The following is a 24,090-nucleotide window of genomic DNA, read 5'->3' on the forward strand; positions in this document are numbered from 1 at the left end:
GATTATCAGGGAAGGTGATTCAACTCCTCAAGTGCCAACCAGGCCATTAAACCGGTGCTGAGACCCAGGGCATCTTCGTCTATATCAAAGGTAGGCGTGTGTACTCCGGAAACAATGCCCCTGGCCTCGTTTCGAGTACCCAGCCGGTAAAAACACCCGTCCATCTCCTGCGTATAGTAGGAAAAATCCTCAGCAGCCATCCAAATATCCAGATCTACCACGTTTTCCTCACCAAGGTAGGCTTTCGCTGCCTGTATGGAGCGTTCGGTAAGTTCGGGTTCGTTTTTCAGGAAAGGGTAGCCCCTACGCACCTCAAAATCTACCGATCCACCCATCCCTTCCGCAATGCCGGTAGCAATCCGAATCATTTGCTCGTGCGCCTTTTTCCGCCAATCTTCGTTCAACGTCCGGAAAGTACCCTCAATTTTCACTTCATTTGGTATCACGTTGGTGGCTCCTTCGGCCATCACCCTTCCAAAAGAAAGAACGGATGGGGTTTTGGGATCGGCTTTCCGGCTGACCACTTGTTGCAAAGCAACCAAAATATGTGCGCTGATTAGCACCGGATCGACCAGTGTTTCCGGCATGGCCCCGTGCCCTCCTTTTCCCTTTACCGTCAGGTACAGTTCATCGGCACTTGCCATGTACATTCCCTTTCGAAACCCAACTTTTCCTACGGGTATGAGCGGCATGACGTGCTGTCCCATGATCGCGGCAGGACGGGGATTGGCCAGCGCGTTGTCCGCAATCATCATGGAAGCACCCCCGGGAACCTTTTCTTCTCCCGGTTGGAAGAGCAGTTTGACGGTTCCTTCAAAACTATCTTTCAAGTCGTTTAAAATCCGCGCGGTCCCCAATAACGAGGAAGTGTGTACGTCGTGTCCACAGGCATGCATCACTCCCGTCCGGGTGGATTTGTAGGGTACGTCATTGGCTTCGGTTATGGGTAGTGCATCCATGTCTGCCCGTAAGGCGACAACTTTTTTAGCGGGATTTTTACCTTCAATCAAGGCCACCAAACCAGTTTTTGCTTTCGGTTCGATGGTGTCGACCCCAATGGATCGGAGCGTGTCTGCTACGAAAGCAACGGTATTTTCCTCCTGAAAGGATAGCTCCGGATGGGCGTGTAAATGCCTTCTGATGCGAATGGTGTCTGCTTTGTATGCCGCTGCGAGTTTCTGGATTTTATCTTTCAGCATTTTCAATTTTTTCTTCTTCTTTTTTCTGGAGCTCCCGGTCCTTCAGGTACCGATCGGAAATGATTCGGGAACCGGGAAAAACGCCCTTCATTTTTTCATAGGTGGCCAACGCCTCTATTTTATTGATGTATCGCCCTACTTTTACCAGGTACCGGGGTTGTTCGTATTCCATATACGTCTGGATATCCGGAATTTCGGTATAGGCCTCGTTACGTATTTCAAATGCAGCCTCCCTGTCTACCCCACTGTAAATCAGTATGGTGTATCCGGTCAGAAACATCTCCTTATCGTTTTCAGCAATGATTTCGTTGATCCTTCTGCCTAGTTCCTGATCTATGGGCGCGGCCTCTTCACTGAATGCCAGTTCCGAATCTTCCGGATCTGGCAGCGGATCAAATTGAATTCGGGAGCTTTCGAGATCTTCGGAATAGTTCGCATACATTTCGGCACTTCCCCCGCTAGTGCGGATATTGATAATCCCACAGCTACTGAGAAGAACGGCACACACGAGAATTGAAAGACTGGTTTTTCCTGCCATGGGTCTGCTTGTTAATTTTCGATGATGATGCACTTTGCATCCGAAAGATCTTGTTCGATGCTTTTATATTTCACGTCCTTTTTCACCTTTCCATCCACGTATTTGACGGTCACTTTGTCGTTTCGTCCGTAGGTTTTATCCGATTTCCGGGGTTTTACCGGTTCCCGGGATTGGGTTGCCCGGCTACTTGCAATAGCGGCTCGCTGACCGGAGGGATTTCCAAGGCTGCTTGCTACTTCTTCCTTGGAAGCGGTCACCCTTGGTTCCGCCTTCTGTTGGCTTTGCGCGGCAGCCACCTGTTCCGGGTTTTGCTTTGGTAGATCGGACTTGGAAATATACGAGACGATATCATCGTTCAGTTTGCCCAGAAAGCGTTTAAACATTTCAAAAGCCTCAAACTTGTAAATCAGTAAGGGGTCTTTTTGTTCGTACACGGCATTCTGAACAGACTGCTTCAGATCGTCCATATCCCGTAGGTGTTCTTTCCAATTTTGGTCGATTATAGCCAGGGTTACCGTTTTTTCGATGGCCCGGATCAGTTCCCGCCCCTCGTTTTTCAGGGTAGATTCCAGGTTGACCACTACGCCGATTTGTTTGATGCCGTCCGAAATAGGCACCATGATTTCCTTCACCGTAGCACCCCTGTTTTTATGGACGTCCCGAAGGATAGGCATGGCCCTTTCCAGAATGGATTGGTTTTTCTTCCGGTAATTTTCGTAGGCGGCATTAAACAGCTCCTTGGTCAACGAAGGCAGGTCTTTCTCCTTCAGGTCGCTTTCCGAAAATTGAAAATCGATTCCCAGGGAGCTGAATACGTTCATGCGAAAGTTGTCGAGGTCCTCGGTCGATTTGGCCATTTCTATCAGGTCTTCCGAAACGTCGTACATGATGTTTAGGATGTCCAATTCGAGGCGGTCACCGATCAGGGCATTTTTCCTTCGTCTGTACACCACTTCCCGCTGGCTGTTCATCACGTCGTCGTATTCCAACAAGCGCTTTCGTACACCAAAGTTGTTTTCCTCAACCTTCCGCTGGGCCCTTTCGATGGACTTGGTAATCATGGAATGCTGGATGACCTCACCTTCTTCCAGCCCCATCCGGTCCATCAGCTTGGCGATTCGCTCCGAACCAAAAAGGCGCATGAGGTTGTCTTCCAGGGAGACGAAAAACTGCGAGGAGCCCGGGTCTCCCTGCCTTCCGGATCGACCCCGAAGCTGCCGGTCTACCCGCCTAGATTCGTGCCGTTCGGTACCAATAATGGCCAGACCGCCTGCCTGCTTGGATTCGGGGGTCAGCTTGATGTCGGTACCCCTACCCGCCATGTTGGTGGCAATGGTGACGGTCTTCGGTTTTCCCGCCTCTGCTACCACGTCGGCTTCGCGGGCGTGTTGCTTCGCATTTAGTACCTGGTGTTTGATTTTTCGGATGGTCAACATCCGACTTAGTAGTTCGGAAATTTCCACGGAAGTGGTACCTACGAGTACCGGGCGGTTTGCTTCGGTCAACTCGTTGATCTCATCGGCCACAGCGTTGAATTTCTCGCGGACGGTCTTGTACACCTTGTCCTCCCGATCTTTCCGCTGAATGGGTTTGTTGGTCGGAACCACAATGACATCCAGTTTGTAAATCTCCCAGAACTCACCTGCCTCCGTTTCCGCAGTTCCTGTCATCCCGGAAAGTTTGTGGTACATGCGGAAATAGTTTTGCAGCGTCACAGTGGCATAGGTTTGGGTGGCATCTTCTACCTTCACATTTTCCTTTGCCTCGATGGCCTGGTGCAGGCCATCGGAATACCTTCGGCCTTCCATCACCCGGCCGGTTTGCTCGTCGACGATTTTCACCTTTCCATCCACCAAGATGTATTCGGTGTCCTTTTCAAACATGCAATAGGCCTTGAGGAGCTGGTTGACGGTGTGTATCCGCTGTGCCTTAACCCCGTAGTCCTTGATCAGTTCCTCTTTTCGTACCAGTTTTTCCCGGTCATCAATGGACTCGTCCTTTTCCAGATCGGCGATTTCACTACCAATATCGGGTAAAATAAAGAAGCTGGCGTTTTCGTTTTTTCGGGTAATGGTTTCGATGCCATTGTCCGTCAGGTCCACACTATTGGATTTCTCGTCAATGGTGAACAACAGGGGCTCGTCCGCTTCCGGCATGTTTCGTTTGTTATCCTGCAGGTAAAAATTTTCTGTTTTCTGCAGAATGACCCGAATTCCCGGTTCGGACAGGTATTTAATCAAGGGCTTGTATTTTGGCAGGCCGCGGAAGGCGCGGAATAGTGCCAGGCCCCCCTCTTTCTCCTTACCTTCTTTGATCAATCTTTTTGCGTCGGTCAGGTAATTTTGCACCAACTTTCGCTGTTCGTCCACCAGCGTAGACACCCGGGGCTTCATCTCGTAAAACTCATGTTGATCTCCCCGGGGTATGGGGCCGGAGATGATCAGCGGCGTTCGTGCATCATCGATCAAGACGGAATCAACCTCATCAATCATGGCGAAGTGGTGTTTTCCCTGTACCAGGTCTCTGGCATCCCGAGCCATGTTGTCTCTCAGGTAGTCAAAGCCAAATTCATTGTTGGTTCCGTAGACAATATCGGATGCGTAGGCCTTTCTGCGGCCTTCGGAATTGGGCGGGTATTTGTCAATGCAGTCTACCGTTAAGCCATGAAATTCAAACAAGGGAGCATTCCATTCGGAATCTCGTTTTGCCAGGTAGTCGTTGACGGTGACGATGTGTACCCCTCTCCCGGAGAGGGCATTGAGGTAGGCAGGTAGGGTGGATACCAGCGTTTTACCTTCACCGGTCGCCATTTCTGCGATGTTTCCCCGGTGAAGCGCTACGCCGCCCAGTAGCTGTACGTCGTAGTGGAGCATATCCCAGGTAACTTCCACGCCAGCGGCCATCCAGCGGTTGTGCCAGATGGCCTGCTCACCGGCAATTTCCACATAGGATTTGGTGGCCGCCATTTCCTGGTCGGTATCCGTGGCGTTGACCGTAAGTTTTTTATTTTCTTTCAGGCGCCTTGCTGTTTCCTTTACCACCGCAAAGGCCCTGGGCAACACCTTTTCCAGGCTCACCTCCAGTGCCTCGTCCCGTTCTTTTTCTACCCGGTCGATTTCATTAAACAACGCGTCCTTGGCCTGAACCTGATCGGGATTCAAGGCCTCAATATCCACTTTCAACTGGGCAATACGCTCGTCGAAGGTTTTCAAATCTTCTTCGACTATACCCCGGATAAGCTGGGTTTCTTTCCGTAGTTCGTCGTCGGAAAGACTTCCTAATTTCTCGTAAGCGGCGTTAACAAGGCCTACCACCGGACTGAGTGTCTTGATGTCCCGGTCAGATTTGGTGCCAAAAACTTTTGCTAACCCTTTTGCTATTGCTTCTATCATGTGTATAACTGCTTTATCGCGCTCGTTCTTATAACTACTGTACTCCTGTAATTGGGATTAAGTTGCCTCCGGCAGGGAAATCTTGCCGGAAAACACCTGCTTGGCCGGACCTGACAAAACAATTTGTTCGAATCCACCCGCGGGGTTTTTCACAAACCCTACTTCCAGGTTTCCACCAAAGGTGGTAATTGTTATGGATTGTTGGTTGCGTTGTGCGCCGTAGACAAGGGCACAGGCAGTGACCCCCGTACCGCAAGACAAGGTTTCATCTTCTACCCCCCGCTCGAATGTTCGCACCTGTATCTCGGTATCGGACAGGGGTTTCATGAAATTTACATTGGTGCCTTGGGGATAGGTAGCCAGGTCGTTTCGAATCGCTCTTCCTTCCCCCAGGACATCGTATTGATCCAGGTCGTCTACCTGCCGCACGTGGTGTGGAGATCCAGTGTCCACGAAAAAGTCCTGTCCCGCTGGTTGAATCGCTTCGACATTTCCCATTTCCAGTGCCACCCAATCACCCGAAATCTTTGCACGATGAGGCCCATCAATTGCCAGAAAATGGGTATTCTCCGAAATTATTCCCAGAAATTTAGCGAAGGCCACCGCACAACGCGCCCCATTTCCACACATACTCTGTGTGCCGTCAGCATTGTAGTAGAACATTTCAAAATCGTAGCCGGTTTTGTCCTGCAACAGAATCAGACCATCCGCGCCAATTCCGAATCTTCGGTGGCAAAGTGCGTGGATACGGGAAACGGGATCCGCACCCAGGGAAAATGCACGCCCATCCACCATAATGAAATCATTGCCGGTACCCTGGTATTTATAAAAGGTTATATCCATTTGAATTTAAAGCGCTTACGTTTCCATTTGCCCGGAAGTAATCCCTAAAATAACTTCTCAAATCGGATCATTGACACCGCAAAAACCCAACCAATACGCGAATGGAATACAAAAATAATCATCTTGTTCGAAATTATGGGTTTATATCGAATTAACTGTGGCAAATACCGGGGAAACCCGCAGGAAAGGCCCCTGGCATGATCAACCTTGCCCGCGGCTGCCCCGGATGGCTGTCGTTGATGGGAATAAAAAAAGGTCCTATTGACAAGAACGCCGCTGTCGAACGGAGGACAAAAGGCGGGGGTCTTCGTTGGTATTTTGCTGTGGCGATTCCCGAGGAATTTCTTCCCTTTGACCAAATTAACCCCAAAGGGCTTGCTTCCTAGTCAGGGTTTTTTTTATTTGGTAGCCTATACCGTATGTCCCCATGAAAGATCCCCAAAGCCTCTCGGCCGTAGCCCGTTTTCACCAGACGTTCAAGCACCCGGTTTTACCTGATCCGGCAATTCCTTCTGCGGAACGCTGCCAACTCCGCCTTTCACTTATCAGCGAGGAGTTGCAGGAATTGGAAACAGCCATAGCCAATCAAAATCTGGTGGAAGTTGCAGACGCGTTGTGCGACATTCAATACGTTCTTTCCGGTGCCATCCTGGAGTTTGGCCTGGCAGAAAAATTTCAGCAGCTCTTTGAGGAGGTGCAGCGCTCGAATATGAGCAAAGCCTGCAAAAACAAGCAAGAAGCCGAAGAAACCGTAAACCACTACAAGCGGCTGGGAACGGATTGCTATTTTGTAGAATCGGACGGTGTGTACCTGGTATACCGATCGGAAGATAACAAGACCTTAAAGTCCATTCATTATTCACCGGCTGATTTGGCCTCCATCCTAGTTAAATCCTAAACCATGCGCCTGTCCCTTGCATTGATCGTATTGTACGTATGCTCACATACGTTGGTTTCGGCGCAAAATAGTGCCAGAAATTATGGAATTTCCCTGGGTGTGTTGAGTCCGGGGGAGTGGAACGCCATTACCGATGTTCCGGGGGTGGCCGTGGGACATGCAACCTTGCTCGAAGGAACTCAGGTACGTACCGGAGTGACGGCCATTTTGCCCCATCAGGAAAATTTATTTCAGATGAAAGTTCCTGCTGCGGTGTACGTGGGCAATGGGTTTGGCAAATTAGCCGGTAGTACCCAAATCCAGGAATTGGGAAACCTGGAATCGCCCATCGTCCTGACGAATACGCTGAGCGTTGCCGCAGGGATGGAGGGCATTCTGGATTACATGTTGTTTCTGGAGGGAAACGAAGAAGTCGGCTCGCTCAATGCCGTGGTAGGCGAAACCAACGACGGCTACCTGAACGATATCAGAGGGAGGCATGTCCGGCCGGAGCACGTGGTAGAAGCTATCAAGAAAGCAAAAAATGGCCCGGTACGGGAAGGAAATGTGGGTGCCGGCACCGGCACCGTTTGCTTTGGCTTTAAGGGAGGAATTGGCACCTCGTCACGAAAGTTGCCTGCCAATTTGGGAGGTTACACCGTAGGGGTATTGGTGCAAAGCAATTTTGGTGGCGTTTTGCAGATCGCTGGGCAGCCAGTCGGAAAGATTCTCGGCCAATATAGTTTCAGAAACCAATTGGAGTCTGCCGATGGGTCCTGCATGATCGTCGTCGCAACCGATGCCCCCGTGGACTCGCGTAACCTGGAACGCATTGCCAAAAGAGCGATGATGGGACTGGCACGGACGGGAGGAATCGCCTCTAACGGAAGCGGTGATTACGTGATTGCCTTCAGCACCGCCAGGCAGCTGCTCGCTTCCCCGGCCACGGTAACTCCCTTGGACAATGGTGCCGTTACCCCCTTATTTTTAGCCGCTATCGAGGCCACCGAAGAAGCAATTATCAATTCCCTGTTTGCCGCAGAAGACATGAAGGGAAAAAATGGCAGGCAGGTTAAGGCCTTACCCAAGGAAAGAGTCCGTCAGTTGTTTCTCGAATAAGCCGCAAGCCGGGTACGTTTCTGTTTTGGAGAAGTTTTATTTTATTAGGTAAATCGGCTTCCAATCAATATTTCTTTGTATACTTGAATACGAGAACGTAATTTCCTTTTCGGGTGCTTCGTACGCAAAAAAATCATATCAACGGTTGGCGAAAAGTGGTCCTCCTGGTGCTTGCTTGCCTGACACTTCAGGTACTGCCGGGTCCTGCGCAGGTGCTGCAGCCTTTTTTGCCCCGGGTTGCGCCCAACGGGCCAAGCACCTCCATTTACAATATCAACGGGGATTTTACCATCATCGGAAACACCAACCTCACGCTCGAGGACTACAGCCTGAATTTTCAGAACAACTATCCGATGGTGTACATCGACGAAGACAACGACCCGCAAACGTTTAATTCCTCGGCATCAACCCTGGTCTTTTCCAATGAAAACGGAGCGGATCCCAGCTGCTCCCGGGTATTATTTGCCGGCCTTTACTGGACAGGGCGTTCCTCAGAGGAAATGGAGTTTCAGGTAACCAAATCCGGGATTACCCAAACCCTCGACAAACGAGAAGTGAAAATCAAAGCGCCGGGACAGGCGGACTACACCCGGATCCGCGCCCAAAACGACCAAATATGGTTTCCGGAATCTTACCGGGAGCAAGATGGATTGTATGTAGGCTATGCGGACGTCACCGATCTGGTACAGGCAGCCGGCGCCGGTGAGTATTGGCTTGCCGATGTGGCGCTGCTCGAGGGAACGGGTGGTTCCATCGGGTTTTATGGCGGCTGGGGTATGGTGGTCGTTTACGAAAATGCTGCGATGCAGGCCCGGGATGTGGTGGTTTTTGATGGGTTTGCCTATGTGGAATCCTACCTCAACCAAAATAACATCCTTGACTTGCAGGGTTTTTCCGCGGTTGCCTCAGGTCCGGTATCCGTCAAACTGGGCGTTATGGCTGCCGAGGGTGAACGGGGAGGAACCGGGGATTTTTTTGAAATTGAGCGGGGCGTCAACTCCGGGGAGTTTATACGCCTGGAACACGAACTGAACGATACCTTTAACTTTTTCAATTCCAGTATTTACACGGGGGGGAATCCGCGAAACCCGGAATTAATTAATAACACAGGCATGGACCTGGCCGTCTTCGAACTTCCAAATGAGGGAAATGGCATCATTGGCAACGGCCAAACCCGCACCCGTTTTAATTATGCCTCCGTTATCGATACCTACGCGATTTTTAACATCACCTTCTCCATTTCGGCACGAAGGACCCAATTGGAGGCAATTCAGCAGTTTTCCGGTAGCAATCCCCAATTGGATGAGGTGTACCAGGTAGAAAGCAGTGAACCCCTGGATTTTCGTGTGGAAATCAGAAATAAAGGGCAGGAATCCGTCACAGAAGGAAAGCTGGAAATCCCAATTCCCCAAAATGTAGTTTTTGACGAAGTAGCGGCTACCTGGCTGGCCGCAAGTGGAAATCCTGCCGAGCCGGTTTACGACGCCTCCCTGGGTCCCGGCGGAACGCTGGTTTGGGAGATGGGTGAGGTCGCCGTTCCGGAAGACCCGGATGCCTTGCTTGGTTACCTGGAATACCGCCTGTTGGCTCCGGACAATTGCTCCGGTCCCGCAGGGTTTCAATGCGCCGCGTCCTTTAACCTGAGCGGAGAGGTAACCGGAAAAAATGCGACTACGGAGGTTCCCTTTGCGAATCCCGTTATCCAGGGGTACGGCAGCGATCAGACCTGTGTTTTCACCCCATTGACCGAACCACTTCGGTTTGAAGCAACAGGGGAATCCGGTTCTTGCGAGGATTCGGAGGATCCCCTGGCCATTCAGCTTTGCAATGTGAGCGGAGACGAAATACCTGTTTCCGAAGTAGTCGGCTATTTCCCGGCAGCTACCCGGTTTTACGACAGCTATCCGGTGGAAGCCGGATCGGTGGAATACAGCGCCGAAAATCCCTTTCCCAAACTAGAGGAAGCGCAGCCGTATGTGGCAGTGCTTGACGGTGAAGGCGATTGTTTTCGTCCTTTCACACTTAGTCACCAAACCATGGAGGCACTTTCTACCGTGACTTCCTCCTACAACGGGGCACAATTGTCCTGCTTTGGTGCGGCCGATGGGGCAGTGGTTGCCTTGGTCGAAGGTGGTGTTCCTCCGTATACGTACCAGTGGGACGATCCTGGAAATTCGACCACGCGCAGTGTGGAAAACCTCCCCGCAGGCACGTATACGGTGATTGTCACCGACAGCCAGGACTGCAGGGCAACCGGCAGCGTCACGCTGGAGAACCCGGCAGCCCTCGAAATAACACTCGATGAGCAATTGTCCAACCTGAATCCCGGTTGTGATCCCGGAGATGCCGCATCGGTAGCCTTTGAAGTTTCCGGTGGCAGTTTGCCTGTGAGCGCCGATTTGATCCGCCTCAATGATGACGGCACCGAAGAAACCGTCCAGACCCTGGATTTTGGCATGAACCGGAATCGGAGCTTTGACGGGCTGCTTTCGGGGGATTACTTGATCCGGGTATCGGATACAAATGCCTGTCAACAAGAGACCGCGTTTCAGGTCACCGGGGCCGAGCCGATCGTGTATACCCATGTGATCACCCCCGTTCAGCGCTGCGAAGATCTTGAATCGGCTTCCATAGAGATTTTACCAGAGGGTGATCCGGATGCTTTGAGCTACGAATGGTCTACCGGAGCCACCACTGCCCGCTTATCCGATATCGGTCCGGGAAGCTATTCGGTGATCATTTCCAACGAATCCGGTTGCAGTCAGGAGGAAGTATTTGCAATTGAAGCCCCGGAACCTCCCGTATTTACCATCGCTTCTTCTACCGAAGTGCTCTGTGGCGAACCCGGCTTGAAAACCACCTTTCTGGTGATTTCGGAGCAAAATGAAACAGGTCTAACGATTACATGGAGCGGTGGAGAAATCACAGACAATGGATTTACGATGAGCAGTTCGCAGCCTGGAACCTACACCGTTACCTTGACGGACGAGAAAGGCTGTGCGTCTACTGAAGAAGTAGCCGTGCTTCCCTATGCATTGGATGCTACATTTACCTATTCCGGGCCGGGGGTATCAACCGATGTGTTTATTGGAGAAACGGTATCCTTTGAACCGCAGTTTAACGGAAATGTGGTCTCCTTTCGCTGGGATTTTGGAGACGGAAACCAGGCGACAGAAATGAGTCCAACCCATGCCTACCGGCAACAAGGTACCTACCTGGTGCGTCTGGAATTACTGGATGGGAATGGTTGCACCGCGGAATACACCCGCGAAGTCACCATTTTGGCTTTCGAAGTGCGCATGCCCGATGCCTTTACTCCGGACGCTGCGGACGGCAGCAATAGCCATTATTTTCCTGTTTTCACCAAAGTAGACGGGCTGGAATTCTGGGTGTTTAATAAATGGGGTGAAGTGATTTTTTACACCAACGATGCGCAGTCGGCAGGATGGAACGGCGACTATCAGGGCGACGCAGCTCCTGCCGGTAGTTACGTGTACCGGGTTAACTATACCGCTCCCAATGGAGGTACCGAAACGCAATCCGGTTCCTTTCTACTGCTTCGCTAGTAGAAACAAGAATAGTAGATGAACGTCAGCGAGATTGGCAAGTTGGTATCCAATCTCCCTATCGGGTGGGATGTATCGTTCCTAACAGTGCGGAGCAGGTTGAACCCCTATCTATGGTGGCCAATGACGAAACCATGCTTTCTTTGGATAGCCTGGGAGCGGGCCGTTGAGAATAAGTTCTGGACCCATCTGCGGTTGGTTGTCAGGGCCTGGATGCTTCCGAAAACAGGGCGAGGGACATCGTTTTCTATCGAACCCGTAGCCTAGTTGTTTTTTTCGTCGATAAACTGCTTCTGTATGTCGTCTTCGTCTTCGGTGTGTTTTGCTTCGTCAAAAAAGCGCTTTTGGTAGAGAAGAATAATGGCTACTCCAACGAAAATTGAGGCATCGGCTATATTGAAGATGGGCCAGAGGGCCGTGTAGCTTCCTCCCAAAAGCGGGACCCACTCCGGAACAAAGCCCTCCCAGATATCGATGTAAAACATGTCGACTACCTGACCGTGAAACCAGGGACTGGGCGCATCAAAGGGAGCGTTTCCCAACCAAACGCCGTAGAATACGCTATCAATCAGATTGCCGATGGCTCCTCCCAAAATCATGGAGATGCAAAATATGTATCCGGGATGCGCTTTTTTCTGAATCAGGGCATACAGGTAGTAGCCAATGCCAAACATTGCGATCAACCGAAAACTGGTTAAAATCAATTTTCCGTATTCCGAGCCCAGTTGCATGCCAAAGGCCATTCCTGGATTGGTGGTATAGTGGAGTTTAAACCAATCTCCGAACACCTTTATTTGTCCTGCGGTACCAAAATCCATACCGTTGTGCACCAGCATTTTAACCGCCTGGTCCAAGAGGATCACGACCAGGGTAATGCCAAAATATTTGAAATACTTCATAGCCTAAACTTTCTCTACAGTGACGGAGAGTGTAAACTCGTCCATGTCTAGTACGGTTGGATGGATAATTTCGTTCGCTAATTCCAATGCCATTGCCTGGGTTTCGGTCTTGATATAGTCCGAAAAATGGGTCAGGGCATCGGTTACTACTTGCTCCGAGGCGGCAGCTTGTATGCGGATTTTGTCTTGCACTTCCATTCCCAGATCTTTTCGCAGGTTCTGAATGCGGTTGACAAAATCCCGCGCGATGCCTTCTTCCTTTAGTTCGGTGGTAAGCGTGACGTCCAAAGCAACGGTAATTCCGTTATCACTGGCCACGGACCAACCAGGAATGTCTTGGGATTGGATCAGCACCTCTTCCAGCGAGATGATTTCTTCGGCCTCGTCGACCAGGATTTTCAGTTGCCCGGCTTTCTCGATTGCGGCGATTTCTTCTTTGCCCCATTTTTGGATGGCTTGGTTGACCAGCTTCATTTTGGGGCCAAATCGTTTCCCCAAAACCGCGAAATTGGGTTTGATGCTTTTTACCAGAATTCCGGAGGTATCGTCGATGTATTCGATCGATTTGACGTTCACTTCGGATTTGATCAGTTCTTCCACATGTTGAATATACGCCTGAGTTTCGGGTTGCAGTACCGGAATCAGGATTTTCTGCAAGGGTTGCCGGACTTTCAGCTTTTCCTTTTTTCGAAGCGAATGAACCAGGGAGGAGATTTCCTGGGCCAGTTGCATGCTGCTTTCGAGCGGTTTCTGGATCAGGTTTTCGTCCGCATCCTGCCAGTCGGTTAGGTGTACCGACTGGGCGGCTCCCGTTTGGCTGGCCGTCAGGTTTTTGAACAACCAATCCGCATAAAACGGAGCCACTGGCGCCATTAATTTACAGAGTGTTTCCAGGCATTCGTAAAGGGTTTCGTAGGCAGCCTGTTTGTCGGCGTTCAGTTCACCCCTCCAAAACCGCTTTCTGGCCAGGCGAACGTACCAATTGGAGAGTTGGTCTACTGTAAAGTTCATGATTTCCCGGGTGGCGGGGGTCACGTCGTAGGCTTCGTAAGCCTTGCCGGTTTCCTGGATTAGGGATTGCAATTTGGACAGAATCCATCGGTCCAGTTCCGGCCGGTCTTGTACCGGAATTTTGCTTTCCTTCCGGTACACAAAATCGTCCAGATTGGCATAGAGTGCGAAGAAGTTATAGGTGTTTTGGAGGGTTCCAAAAAACCGCCGTTGTACCTCCGCAACCCCCTCCTTATTGAATTTTAGGTTGTCCCAGGGATTGGCGTTGCTGAGCATGTACCAGCGCAGCGCATCCGGGCCAAATTCCTTCAACGTCTGAAAAGGATCCACTGCATTTCCCAGGCGTTTGGACATCTTGTTGCCATTTTTGTCCAGGACCAAGCCGTTCGCAATCACGTTTTTAAAGGCCACGCTATCAAAAAGCATTACCGCCAAGGTGTGTAGGGTAAAAAACCAACCCCGGGTCTGGTCGACGCCCTCCGCGATAAAATCGGCGGGGTAATTGGCGTTGAATAATTCCTCGTTTTCGAAGGGGTAGTGCCACTGCGCGTAGGGCATGGCCCCGGAATCGAACCAAACGTCGATTAGGTCGGGCTCCCGGAATAGTTGGTCGCCGTTGTCCCCTACCAAAACGATCTCGTCCACATAGGGGCGGTGCAGGTCGGGTGTCTTCCCCTTGAAAGGGGATGCGGTCATGAAGCCGGCCTCGATGGCTCGGTCGATTTCTGCCTGCAGTTCGGCTATGGAGCCGATACACCGGGTCTGCGTGCCGGCTTTGTTTCTCCAGATTGGCAGGGGCGTTCCCCAGTAGCGGGACCGGCTGAGGTTCCAGTCCACCAGGTTTTCCAGCCAATTGCCAAAGCGCCCTGTTCCGGTTGATTCTGGCTTCCAGTTGATGGTCCGGTTATGGGCTACCAATTGCTCCTTGTAAGCGGTGGTTTTGATAAACCAGCTTTCCAGGGGATAATACAGAATGGGCATGTCGGTACGCCAGCAGTGGGGATAGCTGTGTTCGTACTTCTCTACTTTAAAGGCCTTGTTTTCATTTTTCAGGATGATGGAAATGATGACGTCGGTGCTTTTGTACGCCTTGTTTTCTTCGTCTTCCAGCGTATAGTTCTTGACGTAGAAATCATTCTCGCTCAGGATTTTGTGTGCCTGAATCCCATGAGCCTCCATTTTGGTTTTTAGGTACTTGCCGACAAAGGGCAGGAATTTGCCTTTTTTGTCTACGATGGGGATCTCCTGACCCCGTTCGTCTTTGACAAAAACGCCTGGAATGTGCTGCTGGGTCAAAGTTCGAAAGTCGTCTGCACCGAATGCTTTAGCCAGGTGGACGATTCCTGTACCGTCTTCGGTGGTCACGTAATCTCCAGCAATGACGGTAAATGCGGGATCGGGAAGAGACAATTCGGGTATGGGAAACAATTGCTCGTACTGCAGCCCCAGCAGGTCCTTGCCTTTGACTTGCTCCAGTATCTGATAGGGAATAATTTTATCTCCCGGTTTATAGTCGTCAAGTTCCCTTTTGGCACCCTCCGGATGAAAATAGGCGGACAACCGCTCTTTTGCCAGAATGACCGTTTCCGGCTCAAAAGTATAGGGGTTGAAGGTTCGTACGTAGATGTAATCGAGTTTTTCTCCAATGGCCAGTGCCGAATTGGAGGGCAGGGTCCAGGGTGTGGTGGTCCAGGCCAGGATGTAAAGGTCCTTTTCGCCCTGGACTTTAAACTGAGCCGTGATGGAGGTATCTTTTACGTCCCGGTAACAACCGGGCTGGTTAAGTTCGTGCGAACTCAGTCCGGTTCCTGCGGCAGGAGAGTAGGGCTGTATGGTATAGCCTTTGTACAGCAGGTCTTTTTCGTAGAGTTTTTTCAACAGGTACCAGAGACTCTCTACATAGTTGGCGTCAAAGGTGATGTAGGGATCGTTGAGGTCTACCCAATAACCTATTTTTTCTGTCAAATCGTCCCATTCATCCTTGAAGCGCATCACGGTTTCCCGGCACTTTTGGTTGTAGGCCTCTACAGAAATCTTGCTGCCAATATCTTCTTTGGTAATGCCCAGTTCTTTTTCTACCTGTAGTTCTACGGGAAGGCCGTGTGTGTCCCAGCCGCCTTTTCGTTTTACCTGAAACCCTTTTTGGGTTTTGTAGCGACAGAAAACATCTTTGATCGCCCGGGCCATCACGTGGTGAATTCCGGGAGTTCCGTTGGCAGAGGGTGGTCCTTCGTAAAAGGTATACGTGGGAGCCCCTTGCCTGTTGGCGACCGATTTTTCAAAAATTCCGTTGCTTTTCCAAAAAGCCAATATATCTTCCCCAATGCTGGGATATGCTACTTGTTTGTATTCCTGATATTTTTTCACTGCAACTAGAAACTATTTTCGGTTAAGGTGATTCCCTGTTCACGGATTTTGGGCATCTGACAACTGCCTCAAAAGGAGGCGTAAAGTTAATAGAAAACCAGGGGATATGTATGGCAATTGTGTAAAAACTGCTACAAGCCCAATCAACGCGGAAAAAGACGGAAACCAAAAGAAATTTTCGGCAAAGACTGCCTCCAGGCAGCAGTTAGCTTTCAAGAATTGGGGCATATACCCAATTTTTCAGACTGTCCCGATCGAGTAGGAGTAGCAGCCAATCTCTTCGGGGATCGGGAACGCGGAATACGGCGGTCAGTTTGCCCCGAACATCCGTTTGTTCTCCCGTTTCGGGATTCAGCCAAAAGGCTACCTTTTCTCTTTTTTTAAGCAGGGAGGACCGGATCTTGATGGATTTTCCCTGTGGGCTATATACCAGCACCCAACTTTTGTCCGGGTTGGCGAGCACGGTTTTCAGGGGGGTTACTTTCCAGTTGATGCTGGCAATCAGCGATGGGGCCGGTTCCATTTGCTGCCAGGGCAAACAGTCGAAAATCCTCCGAAGAACGCCCATTTGGCTGGCGCCGGGAAGGTCCAGCGCTTCTTTCCAGGAAAATTGCGCCCCAAACCGGGGATCGGTTTTCCCATCGTACATTTGCCAGATTTCGTTGCACCCGTAGGTATGTCCTGCAGCTCCGGACAGCAGGTTCCAGTAGGCAGCCCTCCGGATGTCGCTGGCATCCAAGCGCTGAAAGTGCCACTTGTTTAGCATGTTTGGAATATTTTCGTAGCCCGGTTCTCCATCGATTACAGGCCTTGGCGGATTGCGTTTTCTTCCTTTACGGGTAAATCGATATTCTCGGAAACCTTTCTGATGGCGGCTTTGGAAGAGGTCGACGTCCAGCCAATCGGAATCTCCGAAGTGGTCGCTGGCCAGGTTTCCTCCATTCGGATGGTAGCTTAGGAGGCTGTGGCCTTGCTGATCCCGGATCCCTGCTGCCATTTGCTCAATGATTTTCCGGTGCAGGGACGTTTCAGGAATCCGGTCCCCACCCAGAATCCAAACAATGTGCGGAAATCCGGCATACCGCTTCCCAAGAAATTCCCCGAAGCTTCGGGCATTTTCGGGGGTGAAGATTTCCGGGCCATCCCCCCATTTTTTATTAAACTTATCGCCCCAGGTGGGTAGCAATCCCAGGTATAGGCCCATCTCTTCCGCCAGGGCCACTACCTGATCCACGTGCCGGAAATATCCTTCGTTGGGTCGGGCCGGGTCATCGTCATGTAGGGGGATTTCTCCATGGGCATTGGGGTGGTGCAAGCCGTCCAATTCAGCCAGGATCACGGTTTGAATCAGGGAAAAGCCTTTTTCTTTGCGGTTTCGAAAGTAAAGCCGGGTTTCGTCCAGGCTCGCTCGGTGTATGAGTTCCCAGGCGGTATCTCCCACCCATAAAAAGGGCTCTCCGGAAGTAGTTTCCAGGTACCTTCGGTTGGCCGTTATCCGCAGCGGTTTCATGGGGAGGTAGGTAAATGCTGGATCCAGGTGATGAGACTCTCCATCCATCCTTTTTGCGTACCCTCCTTGTTTATGGAAAGGGAAAACCCATGTCCGCCTGTCGGGTACAGGTGCATTTCCACAGGGATTTGTTTTTCCAGCAGGCCCTGGTACATGAGTAAGCTGTGTTCCACCGGTACGGCCTTATCGTCCTGGGAATGAAAGAGAAATGTGGGCGGACTGTCGGCCCGAACCTGGGTTTCGTTGCTAAAATAGCTGACCCATTGTGGATCGGGTTCTTTTCCAAGCAGGTTGTTTCGGGATCCGATATGGGTAATGTGTTCGGTAAAGGAAATCACCGGATAGCCAAGGACCATAAAATCCGGTCGGCTGGATTGGTGCTCAACGGCATCCGCGTCGCCCGGGTTACCCGAATCGAAATGTGTGCCCAGCGTGGAAGCCAGGTGCCCCCCCGCGGAGAATCCCATAATCCCAATTTGATCCGGGTCAATTCCCCATTCCTCGGCATGGTGCCGTACCAGGCGAATGGCCCGCTGTCCATCGGACATGGGTACCACATGTGGTCGTGTCTGGGTTGCTGCAGAGGGGAGGCGGTATTTCAGAACGATTGCAGCGATGCCATGACTGTTTAGCCATTTGGCAATGTCCAGTCCTTCCCAATCGTAAGCCAGTACCCCGTATCCACCCCCGGGGCAAATGATCACGGCTTTTCCGGTGGCAGATCGTTTGGCGGGAAGAAACACCTGGATTTGGGGAAGCTGAACCTTGCTGATGACCAGTATGTCGTTTTGTTGAACGACTTCTGTGATGTCCGTTTCCTTCTGGAACGGCACCTCTCCCGGGTAGATCGTCAGCGTAAGGGGTCCGGTTTGTCCCATAGACAGGTTGGTAAGCATAAGCAAGCAGGTCAGGAGGAGCAGAGAACGCATGGGTTGTGGGGTATAAAGATTACGAATAAGCTTTGAGCATCAAGGCAGCACCGTAGGCAGAACCCAGGGGGAAATCAGAAAACTCCAATTCATAGCCCTCCAATAATTCCGTTAGGAATCGGATAAATACCTTGTTGTGTACAAAGCCACCGTCAATATACACTTTTTTTGTATCCGACCCACCCTTTGCGAGCAAGAGGGAAGCCACCTGCATTTTTGCCAGCCCGTAGACCAGGTGGTGGTAGGCTGTTTCAAAATCGGTAAAACCCGAAACATCCCAGTGGTTTTCCGGAAAAATCGATGCCACCAACGGAGTTCTCGCGATGGTTTCCGGATAAAACTTACCCGGGGTCTTTTCCTGCAGTAAGCCTTGCACCATCGCTTCGTCGGGAAGGATGTCCTTGTAATACTTGCTTTCTTTGCCAAAGGCGGCATTCATTTTTTCCAATTGATGGTCCAGTTCGTAGCCCAGAAAAAACCGGCTGGCTTTGACGGTTTGTCCATGGATGGAAAGAAAATTCAGGCAGTCGTTTTGCAACTCCTCCAGGCGTAGTTCCTCGTTGGGAAAGGGATTGAGCGTGATGCTCCAGGTGCCGGTTGAAATCAGGATAAACGGTTCCTTGATTTTGATCAGGTAGGAAGCCAGTGCGGACGAGCTGTCGTGGATGCCCACGCCCACTTGGACTTTTTTGCCGCAAATCACCCGTTCGAAGCTATGGGTGGTCGGTACCTGACGGGGTAACTTTGCGTCTATCCCTTCCTTGTATACCCACTCGTGGTAATCTTTTTTTGGAAAATCCCAAAGTTTGGTATGGCAACCGATGGAGGTGGGTTCGCTCACCGCTTCTCCGCTAAACAAAAAAGAAATGTACTGGGGCAGGTGCAGGGAATAAGCGATCTTCTTGAAAACTTCGGGCTTTTTTCGTTTCAACCAATACAATTGCAGACCTGAATTGAGCATACCCAAGGTAGGAGAAGCGGTGGCCAGGTTAATCGTCGCTTCCGGATAGGCATCGTAAAACTCCCGGTGCAGGTCTTCCGGAAAATCTTTCAGGTAGTTGTAAATTGGCGTAAGCGGCTTGGCATTTTCATCGATGGACACAAAGGAAGCTCCGTAGGTGGAGAAGTTAAGGGCCTTGACTTCAAACTCTGGATTATTGCATAGTGCTTCCACGGTGTCTCTGGCCCAGGTGGTAATTTTCTCCAAATCATCGCACTCGTCCCCATCCTCGTCGGTGATCGTCGGAAACTTTATGTATTCTTCGTTTATTTCATTCAGGTCTTCATCGAAAAGAAAAAACTTTTTGTTGGTTTTTCCTATATCAAAGATGGCGATTACCGGTTTGGGCATTGGGTGGTTGGTTTAACGAAAAGAAAGGTTACATTAAAGGCCGGTGGCCAAGCTTTTGGATCCTCGTTCCCGAATCAGTTTTTTACGAACTTCCAGTTTGCGAAAAACGCTAACAGGGTGCAGGGCCGCACCGGACTGAACCCGGGCTTCTGCAATCAGTGGCCTCAGATCTGTTCGGAAGGCCTCCTGTAGGATTTCCTGCGCCAATACGGGATCGTTATTGTCCCGAGCGTTTTCCAGTGCTAAACGGTCTATGATCAAAGCTTGCGCATACGCCAGTTGAATGGCTTCCACGGATTGCAACAGGTCCTCCATGGGATCCTTTAAGTTATGGCTGGCATCGATCATCCACGCAGGGGACGGATTAGACGAAATGGGATCCTCCATTCCTTCAACCAATTCGTTGAAAATCAGAAATAACTGGTACGGTTTCATGGCGCCTACCGTGAGGTCGTCGTCTCCGAATTTGGAATCGTTGAAGTGAAATCCCCCCAGTTTTCCTTGCATCATCAGTGTCGCTACTACCTGCTCAATATTGGTATTGGGCAGGTGGTGCCCCAGGTCTACCAGGGTGTACGCCCGCTCTCCAAGTTGGGAGGCCAGCCAATGAGAGGTACCCCAATCCTGAATGACCGTGTGGTAAAAATAGGGTTCGTAGGGTTTGTATTCCACGAACAGTTTCCAGTCGGAGGGCATGCTATCGTAGATTTCCCTCAGGGAGTCCAGCGTACGCTGTAGGGCTTTTCGGAAATTCATTTGCCCTGGAAAGGAGGAGCCGTCCGCCAGCCAGACCGTAAGGGATTTGGATCCGAGCATTTTCCCGTATTGAATCACTTCCAGGTTGTGGTTTACCGCTTGTTTTCGCACACGGGCATCCGTGTGACAGAGCGAGCCAAACTTGTACGAAAACTCCTGATCGGGTTGGTCCTGAAACGTATTCGAGTTCACGGCATCAAACAGCAATCCATTGGCTGCAGCATGGTGCCGGATTTTTTCCACGTTGTCTGGAATATCCCAGGGAATGTGCAGGGAGATGGCCCCGGATCCGGCATTCAGGGCGTGCAGGGTACCCACATCCGAGATTTTTTCTTCCAGAGAACGGGGTTCGCCGCCTCCGGGAAATCGACCAAAGCGCGTGCCCCCGGTGCCCAGGGCCCAACTGGGGATGGCCACCTGAAATTCCTGGATTTTTTTGATCAGCTCGTTTGTTTTGACGCCTCTGCGCGACAACCGTTGGCTTAGATACTCAAAACTCTCCCGGTGATCCGGGAGAGCTTGGTCATTGAGTGTATGGATTTGGTTTTTATCGAATAGCATGGTACTAGTTTATCGTACAAACGCGGCAGCTACTCCACCGTCCACATTCAGGATGTTTCCGGTACTCTTGCCGAGGTGTCCGCCGACAAAGGCAAAAACGCCATTGGCAATGTCGTCCACGCCTATGATTTCGTTCATAATGGTTCGCTTGGCGTAGAAGGCCGGAAGTTCTTCCACGGTAATGCCGTAGGCTTTGGCACGGCCTTTGGCCCATTCGCCTTCCCAGATCTTGCTGCCTTCGATCACCGCATCCGGGTTGACTACGTTGACGCGAATTTTATCCGGTCCAAGCTCGGCGGCCAGAAGCCGGCTCATGTGCACCTGCGCTGCTTTTGCGGTGCCGTAGCCAACATTGTTCGGTCCGGATACCAGCGCATTTTTGCTGGCAATGTTGATGATATCCCCGCCTTTGTTTTGCGCACGTAGGATGGCAACAGCTGCTTTGGAAACGGCAAACTGACCTTTTACCAAAACGTTTTGCAGGATGTCCCAGTCTTTTTCGGTGGTTTGATCGATGGGTTTGGATATGGCCAGTCCGGCGCAGTTGACGATGATATCCACGCCACCAAATTTCAGACAGGCCGCGTGCAACGCAGCTTCGATGTCTTCCATCTTGGTCACGTCCATCAGGGAACCAGAACCGGTATCCCTGTTGTAGCTGTTAAGCGCTTCTTCCAGATTTCCCTGATTGATGTCGGTGATAAATACACAGGCGCCTTCTTTGGCAAGTTTATCGGCAATGGCTTTGCCGATACCTCCCGCACCCCCGGTTACAAAGGCCACTTTTCGGGAAAGCGGCTGTTCTTTGGGCATGCGCTGTAACTTGGCCTCTTCCAACAACCAATATTCTATATCAAATGCTTCCTGCAAGGGAAGCGAAACGTATTCGGAAATCGCTTCTGCACCCTTCATCACGTTGATGGCGTTGGTGTAGAATTCACTGGCCACGCGCGCCGTTTGCTTGTTTTTGGCATAGGAAAACATGCCCACGCCTGGCCAAAGAATCACCACCGGGTTGGAATCCCGAATGCCGGGGCTGTTGTCCCGTTTGTGATCTTCGTAATACTTGGTGTAATACTGCCGGTAGTCTTCAAATTCTTTTTCCAAATAAGCGGTGACATCGCTCATATCGGTTAGGTCCTTATCGGCGGGAATGTCCAGTACAAGGGGGCGGATCTTGGTTCGTAGAAAGTGGTCGGGACAGCTGGTTCCCAGGGGTGCCAGTTTCGCAAGGTCGTTGCTGTTGATGAACTCCAATACCCGTTCGTCGTCCGAAAAATGACCAACCATGCGGTTAAAGCTCGAAGCAAGTCCGCGCAAATGGGGGGCAAGTTTAGCTGCTTGTAATTTTCGATCGGCCTCTGGAATGGATTGAACCTTCTGACCGCCAAAAACCGGGCGATTTTTTCCGTAGTTTTCTTCCAGGTACTGAGAGGCTTTGTCGATTACCTCCAGGCTGTTGATGTAGCACTCGTAGGAAGTCTCTGCCCAGGTAAAGAGTCCATGGCCTCCCAGCATGATGCCGCGAATTCCCGGGTTCGCTTTCAAGGCTTCATCAAGTTTCAGTGCCAAATCGAAGCCGGGTCGCTGCCAGGGGACCCATGCGATTTGCCCCTCAAATAATTCCTCCGTTATTTTTTCTCCATCTTTGGAGGCGGCGATGGCGATGGCCGCGTCCGGATGCAGGTGATCGATGTGCTTGAATGGTAAAAATGCGTGAAGCGGGGTATCGATCGAAGGTGCCTTTGAATCCAGGTCGTAGATGCAGTGATTGAAAAGCGCCACCATTTCATCTTCAAATTCCAGCCCCCTGTATACGTTTTTCAACGAAAGCAACTTGTCCATGTACAACCCAGCCAGGCCATTTCGTTTCAAGGTACCGATATCTCCACCGGATCCTTTGATCCACATTACTTCGGTATCTTTCTTGGTGAGGGGATCTTTTTCGATGGTCTTGCAACTGGTATTGCCACCCCCGTAGTTGGTTATCCGTAAGTCCGCACCCAATATATTGGACCTGTAAAGCAGCAGGGCGACTTGATCGTCTCCCAGTGATTTTGCTTTTTCCTCATCCCATAGGTAATCTACGTGCTTAAACGTGTCTTTTGTAATTGCCATATTGTAACTAGAATAGATTTGAATACGTTTTGATTTAGCGAATATAATTTATCATTAGTTTTTAACTGTCCTGTTCTATGCTGATTAGGGAGAAAAAAACGCCGAGACCATCTGCCAGATCCTAGCCTCTCTTTTGACACAAACTTACCTGAAATCATCAAAAATCTTGCTTTTTCGGCCGGATTTCATCGAATTTGACCGAAAAATCTCGCTTACGCGGTAACCTTTCGTAAATAAACGGATTACGTATACGGAGACGGACTGGTTGCCGTCCACCCTCCATCGATCACCAGGCTTTGCCCGGTAATGTGTCTTGCCCGGGGGGATACCAGAAATGCAACGGCTTCTGCGATATCCTGGGGACGAGCTGGTCTGCCCATGGGGGTGATCCGGGACCAGGTTTCCGCATAGCCCGCTTCCTGAGCAGTACGTTCGGTAATGGTAGCTCCCGGAGCGACGGTGTTTACGTTGATTTTGTATGGGGATAGTTCCAGTACCAGGGTCTTGGCCAGCATCTCCAATGCCGCTTTGCTCATGCCGTAGGCCGCCAGGTTTTTGTGTGCCTGATGTCCGGTTACCGAAGACATGAACAAGAGGCTGCCTCCCCTGTTCTGTGCGATCATTTGGCGGGAAGCTTGTTGAGCCAGGAAAAAGGTTCCGGCCAGGTTGAGCTGCATCACCTTGTGAAAATCTGCTTCCTTATAGTTAAGAAACTCTCCGAATAGGGTGATCCCCGCATTGGCCACCACCAGGTCCAGGGAGCCAAATTCCCTAACCGTTTCCCGGACCATTTGGACAATAAAGTCGGTATCCCCGGCGTCTCCCGGACACCCTTTGCAAAAACCTGGATAGGCTTTGTTGATCGTTTGGCTCGCCTTTTCGGTGAGCAAAGGGTCCAGGTCGTTGAGCATCACGTAGACTCCCTGGGATGCTAGCAGGCGGCATATTTCAAACCCGATGCCGGTTCCGGCTCCGGTGATCAGCGCTACCAGCTGATCAGGTTGGTCGTGCATATTCATCGTGCGTTTGGGATAAAAAAGGTGTTTGGGTAGAT

Annotated in this window: 15 protein-coding genes; 3 read left to right on the forward strand and 12 right to left on the reverse strand. The window is 50.9% G+C overall.

Annotation, left to right across the window (positions count from 1 at the left end; translation table 11 throughout):
* Positions 1-5: 5 nt before the first annotated feature.
* The 4 genes from BMW71_RS05895 to dapF are packed head-to-tail and all read right to left on the reverse strand — an operon-like array spanning position 6 to position 5,972.
* Positions 6-1,199: a M20 metallopeptidase family protein gene (locus tag BMW71_RS05895; RefSeq protein ID WP_092170854.1), complete on the reverse strand. Its 1,194-nt coding sequence runs from the start codon at positions 1,197-1,199 to the stop codon at positions 6-8.
* A complete protein-coding gene (locus tag BMW71_RS05900; RefSeq protein WP_143057563.1) occupies positions 1,186-1,737 on the reverse strand; it encodes a hypothetical protein in 552 nt (183 codons plus the stop codon). The genes BMW71_RS05895 and BMW71_RS05900 overlap by 14 nt, the downstream gene beginning before the upstream one ends.
* Before the next feature lie 11 nt (positions 1,738-1,748).
* A complete protein-coding gene (gene secA / locus BMW71_RS05905) occupies positions 1,749-5,129 on the reverse strand; it encodes a preprotein translocase subunit SecA (RefSeq protein WP_092170860.1) in 3,381 nt (1,126 codons plus the stop codon).
* 57 nt (positions 5,130-5,186) lie between these two features.
* On the reverse strand, positions 5,187-5,972 hold the full coding sequence (gene dapF, locus BMW71_RS05910) for a diaminopimelate epimerase (RefSeq protein WP_092170862.1): 786 nt from the start codon (positions 5,970-5,972) through the stop codon (positions 5,187-5,189).
* Between the two features lie 427 nt (positions 5,973-6,399).
* Between dapF and BMW71_RS05920 the strand changes: the two genes are divergently transcribed.
* The 3 genes from BMW71_RS05920 (at position 6,400) to BMW71_RS05930 (ending at position 11,534) form a co-directional block, all read left to right on the forward strand.
* Positions 6,400-6,870, forward strand: a complete 471-nt coding sequence (locus BMW71_RS05920; protein ID WP_092170867.1) for a pyrophosphohydrolase domain-containing protein — start codon at positions 6,400-6,402, stop codon at positions 6,868-6,870.
* Positions 6,871-6,873: 3 nt separating this feature from the next.
* A complete protein-coding gene (locus BMW71_RS05925; RefSeq protein ID WP_092170870.1) occupies positions 6,874-7,968 on the forward strand; it encodes a P1 family peptidase in 1,095 nt (364 codons plus the stop codon).
* A 113-nt stretch (positions 7,969-8,081) separates the two neighbouring features.
* A complete protein-coding gene (locus BMW71_RS05930; protein ID WP_092170873.1) occupies positions 8,082-11,534 on the forward strand; it encodes a PKD domain-containing protein in 3,453 nt (1,150 codons plus the stop codon).
* A 263-nt stretch (positions 11,535-11,797) separates the two neighbouring features.
* Here the strand turns inward: BMW71_RS05930 and BMW71_RS05940 are convergent, their stop codons facing one another.
* The 8 genes from BMW71_RS05940 to BMW71_RS05975 form a co-directional block, all read right to left on the reverse strand.
* Complete coding sequence (locus BMW71_RS05940) at positions 11,798-12,433, reverse strand: lipoprotein signal peptidase (protein ID WP_092170877.1); 636 nt, start codon at positions 12,431-12,433, stop codon at positions 11,798-11,800.
* A 3-nt stretch (positions 12,434-12,436) separates the two neighbouring features.
* Complete coding sequence (gene ileS, locus BMW71_RS05945) at positions 12,437-15,811, reverse strand: isoleucine--tRNA ligase (RefSeq protein ID WP_092170880.1); 3,375 nt, start codon at positions 15,809-15,811, stop codon at positions 12,437-12,439.
* Between the two features lie 205 nt (positions 15,812-16,016).
* A complete protein-coding gene (locus BMW71_RS05950; protein WP_244891097.1) occupies positions 16,017-17,369 on the reverse strand; it encodes a glycoside hydrolase family 140 protein in 1,353 nt (450 codons plus the stop codon).
* Positions 17,318-18,250, reverse strand: a complete 933-nt coding sequence (locus tag BMW71_RS05955) for an alpha/beta hydrolase (RefSeq protein WP_092170886.1) — start codon at positions 18,248-18,250, stop codon at positions 17,318-17,320. Before BMW71_RS05955 ends, BMW71_RS05950 begins: the two co-directional genes overlap by 52 nt.
* 19 nt (positions 18,251-18,269) lie before the next feature.
* Positions 18,270-19,601, reverse strand: coding sequence for an FGGY-family carbohydrate kinase (locus BMW71_RS05960; protein WP_092170888.1), 1,332 nt, complete (start codon positions 19,599-19,601; stop codon positions 18,270-18,272).
* Positions 19,602-19,634: 33 nt separating this feature from the next.
* Positions 19,635-20,918 carry a sugar isomerase gene (locus BMW71_RS05965; protein ID WP_092170891.1) on the reverse strand — a complete coding sequence of 428 codons (1,284 nt, stop codon included), beginning with the start codon at positions 20,916-20,918 and terminating at the stop codon, positions 19,635-19,637.
* A gap of 9 nt (positions 20,919-20,927) precedes the next feature.
* Positions 20,928-23,036: a bifunctional aldolase/short-chain dehydrogenase gene (locus BMW71_RS05970; protein ID WP_092170894.1), complete on the reverse strand. Its 2,109-nt coding sequence runs from the start codon at positions 23,034-23,036 to the stop codon at positions 20,928-20,930.
* Between the two features lie 242 nt (positions 23,037-23,278).
* A complete protein-coding gene (locus tag BMW71_RS05975; RefSeq protein WP_092170896.1) occupies positions 23,279-24,055 on the reverse strand; it encodes an SDR family NAD(P)-dependent oxidoreductase in 777 nt (258 codons plus the stop codon).
* Positions 24,056-24,090 lie beyond the last annotated feature (35 nt).

The organism is Cyclobacterium xiamenense (genome assembly GCF_900109255.1).
Lineage (GTDB): Bacteria > Bacteroidota > Bacteroidia > Cytophagales > Cyclobacteriaceae > Cyclobacterium > Cyclobacterium xiamenense.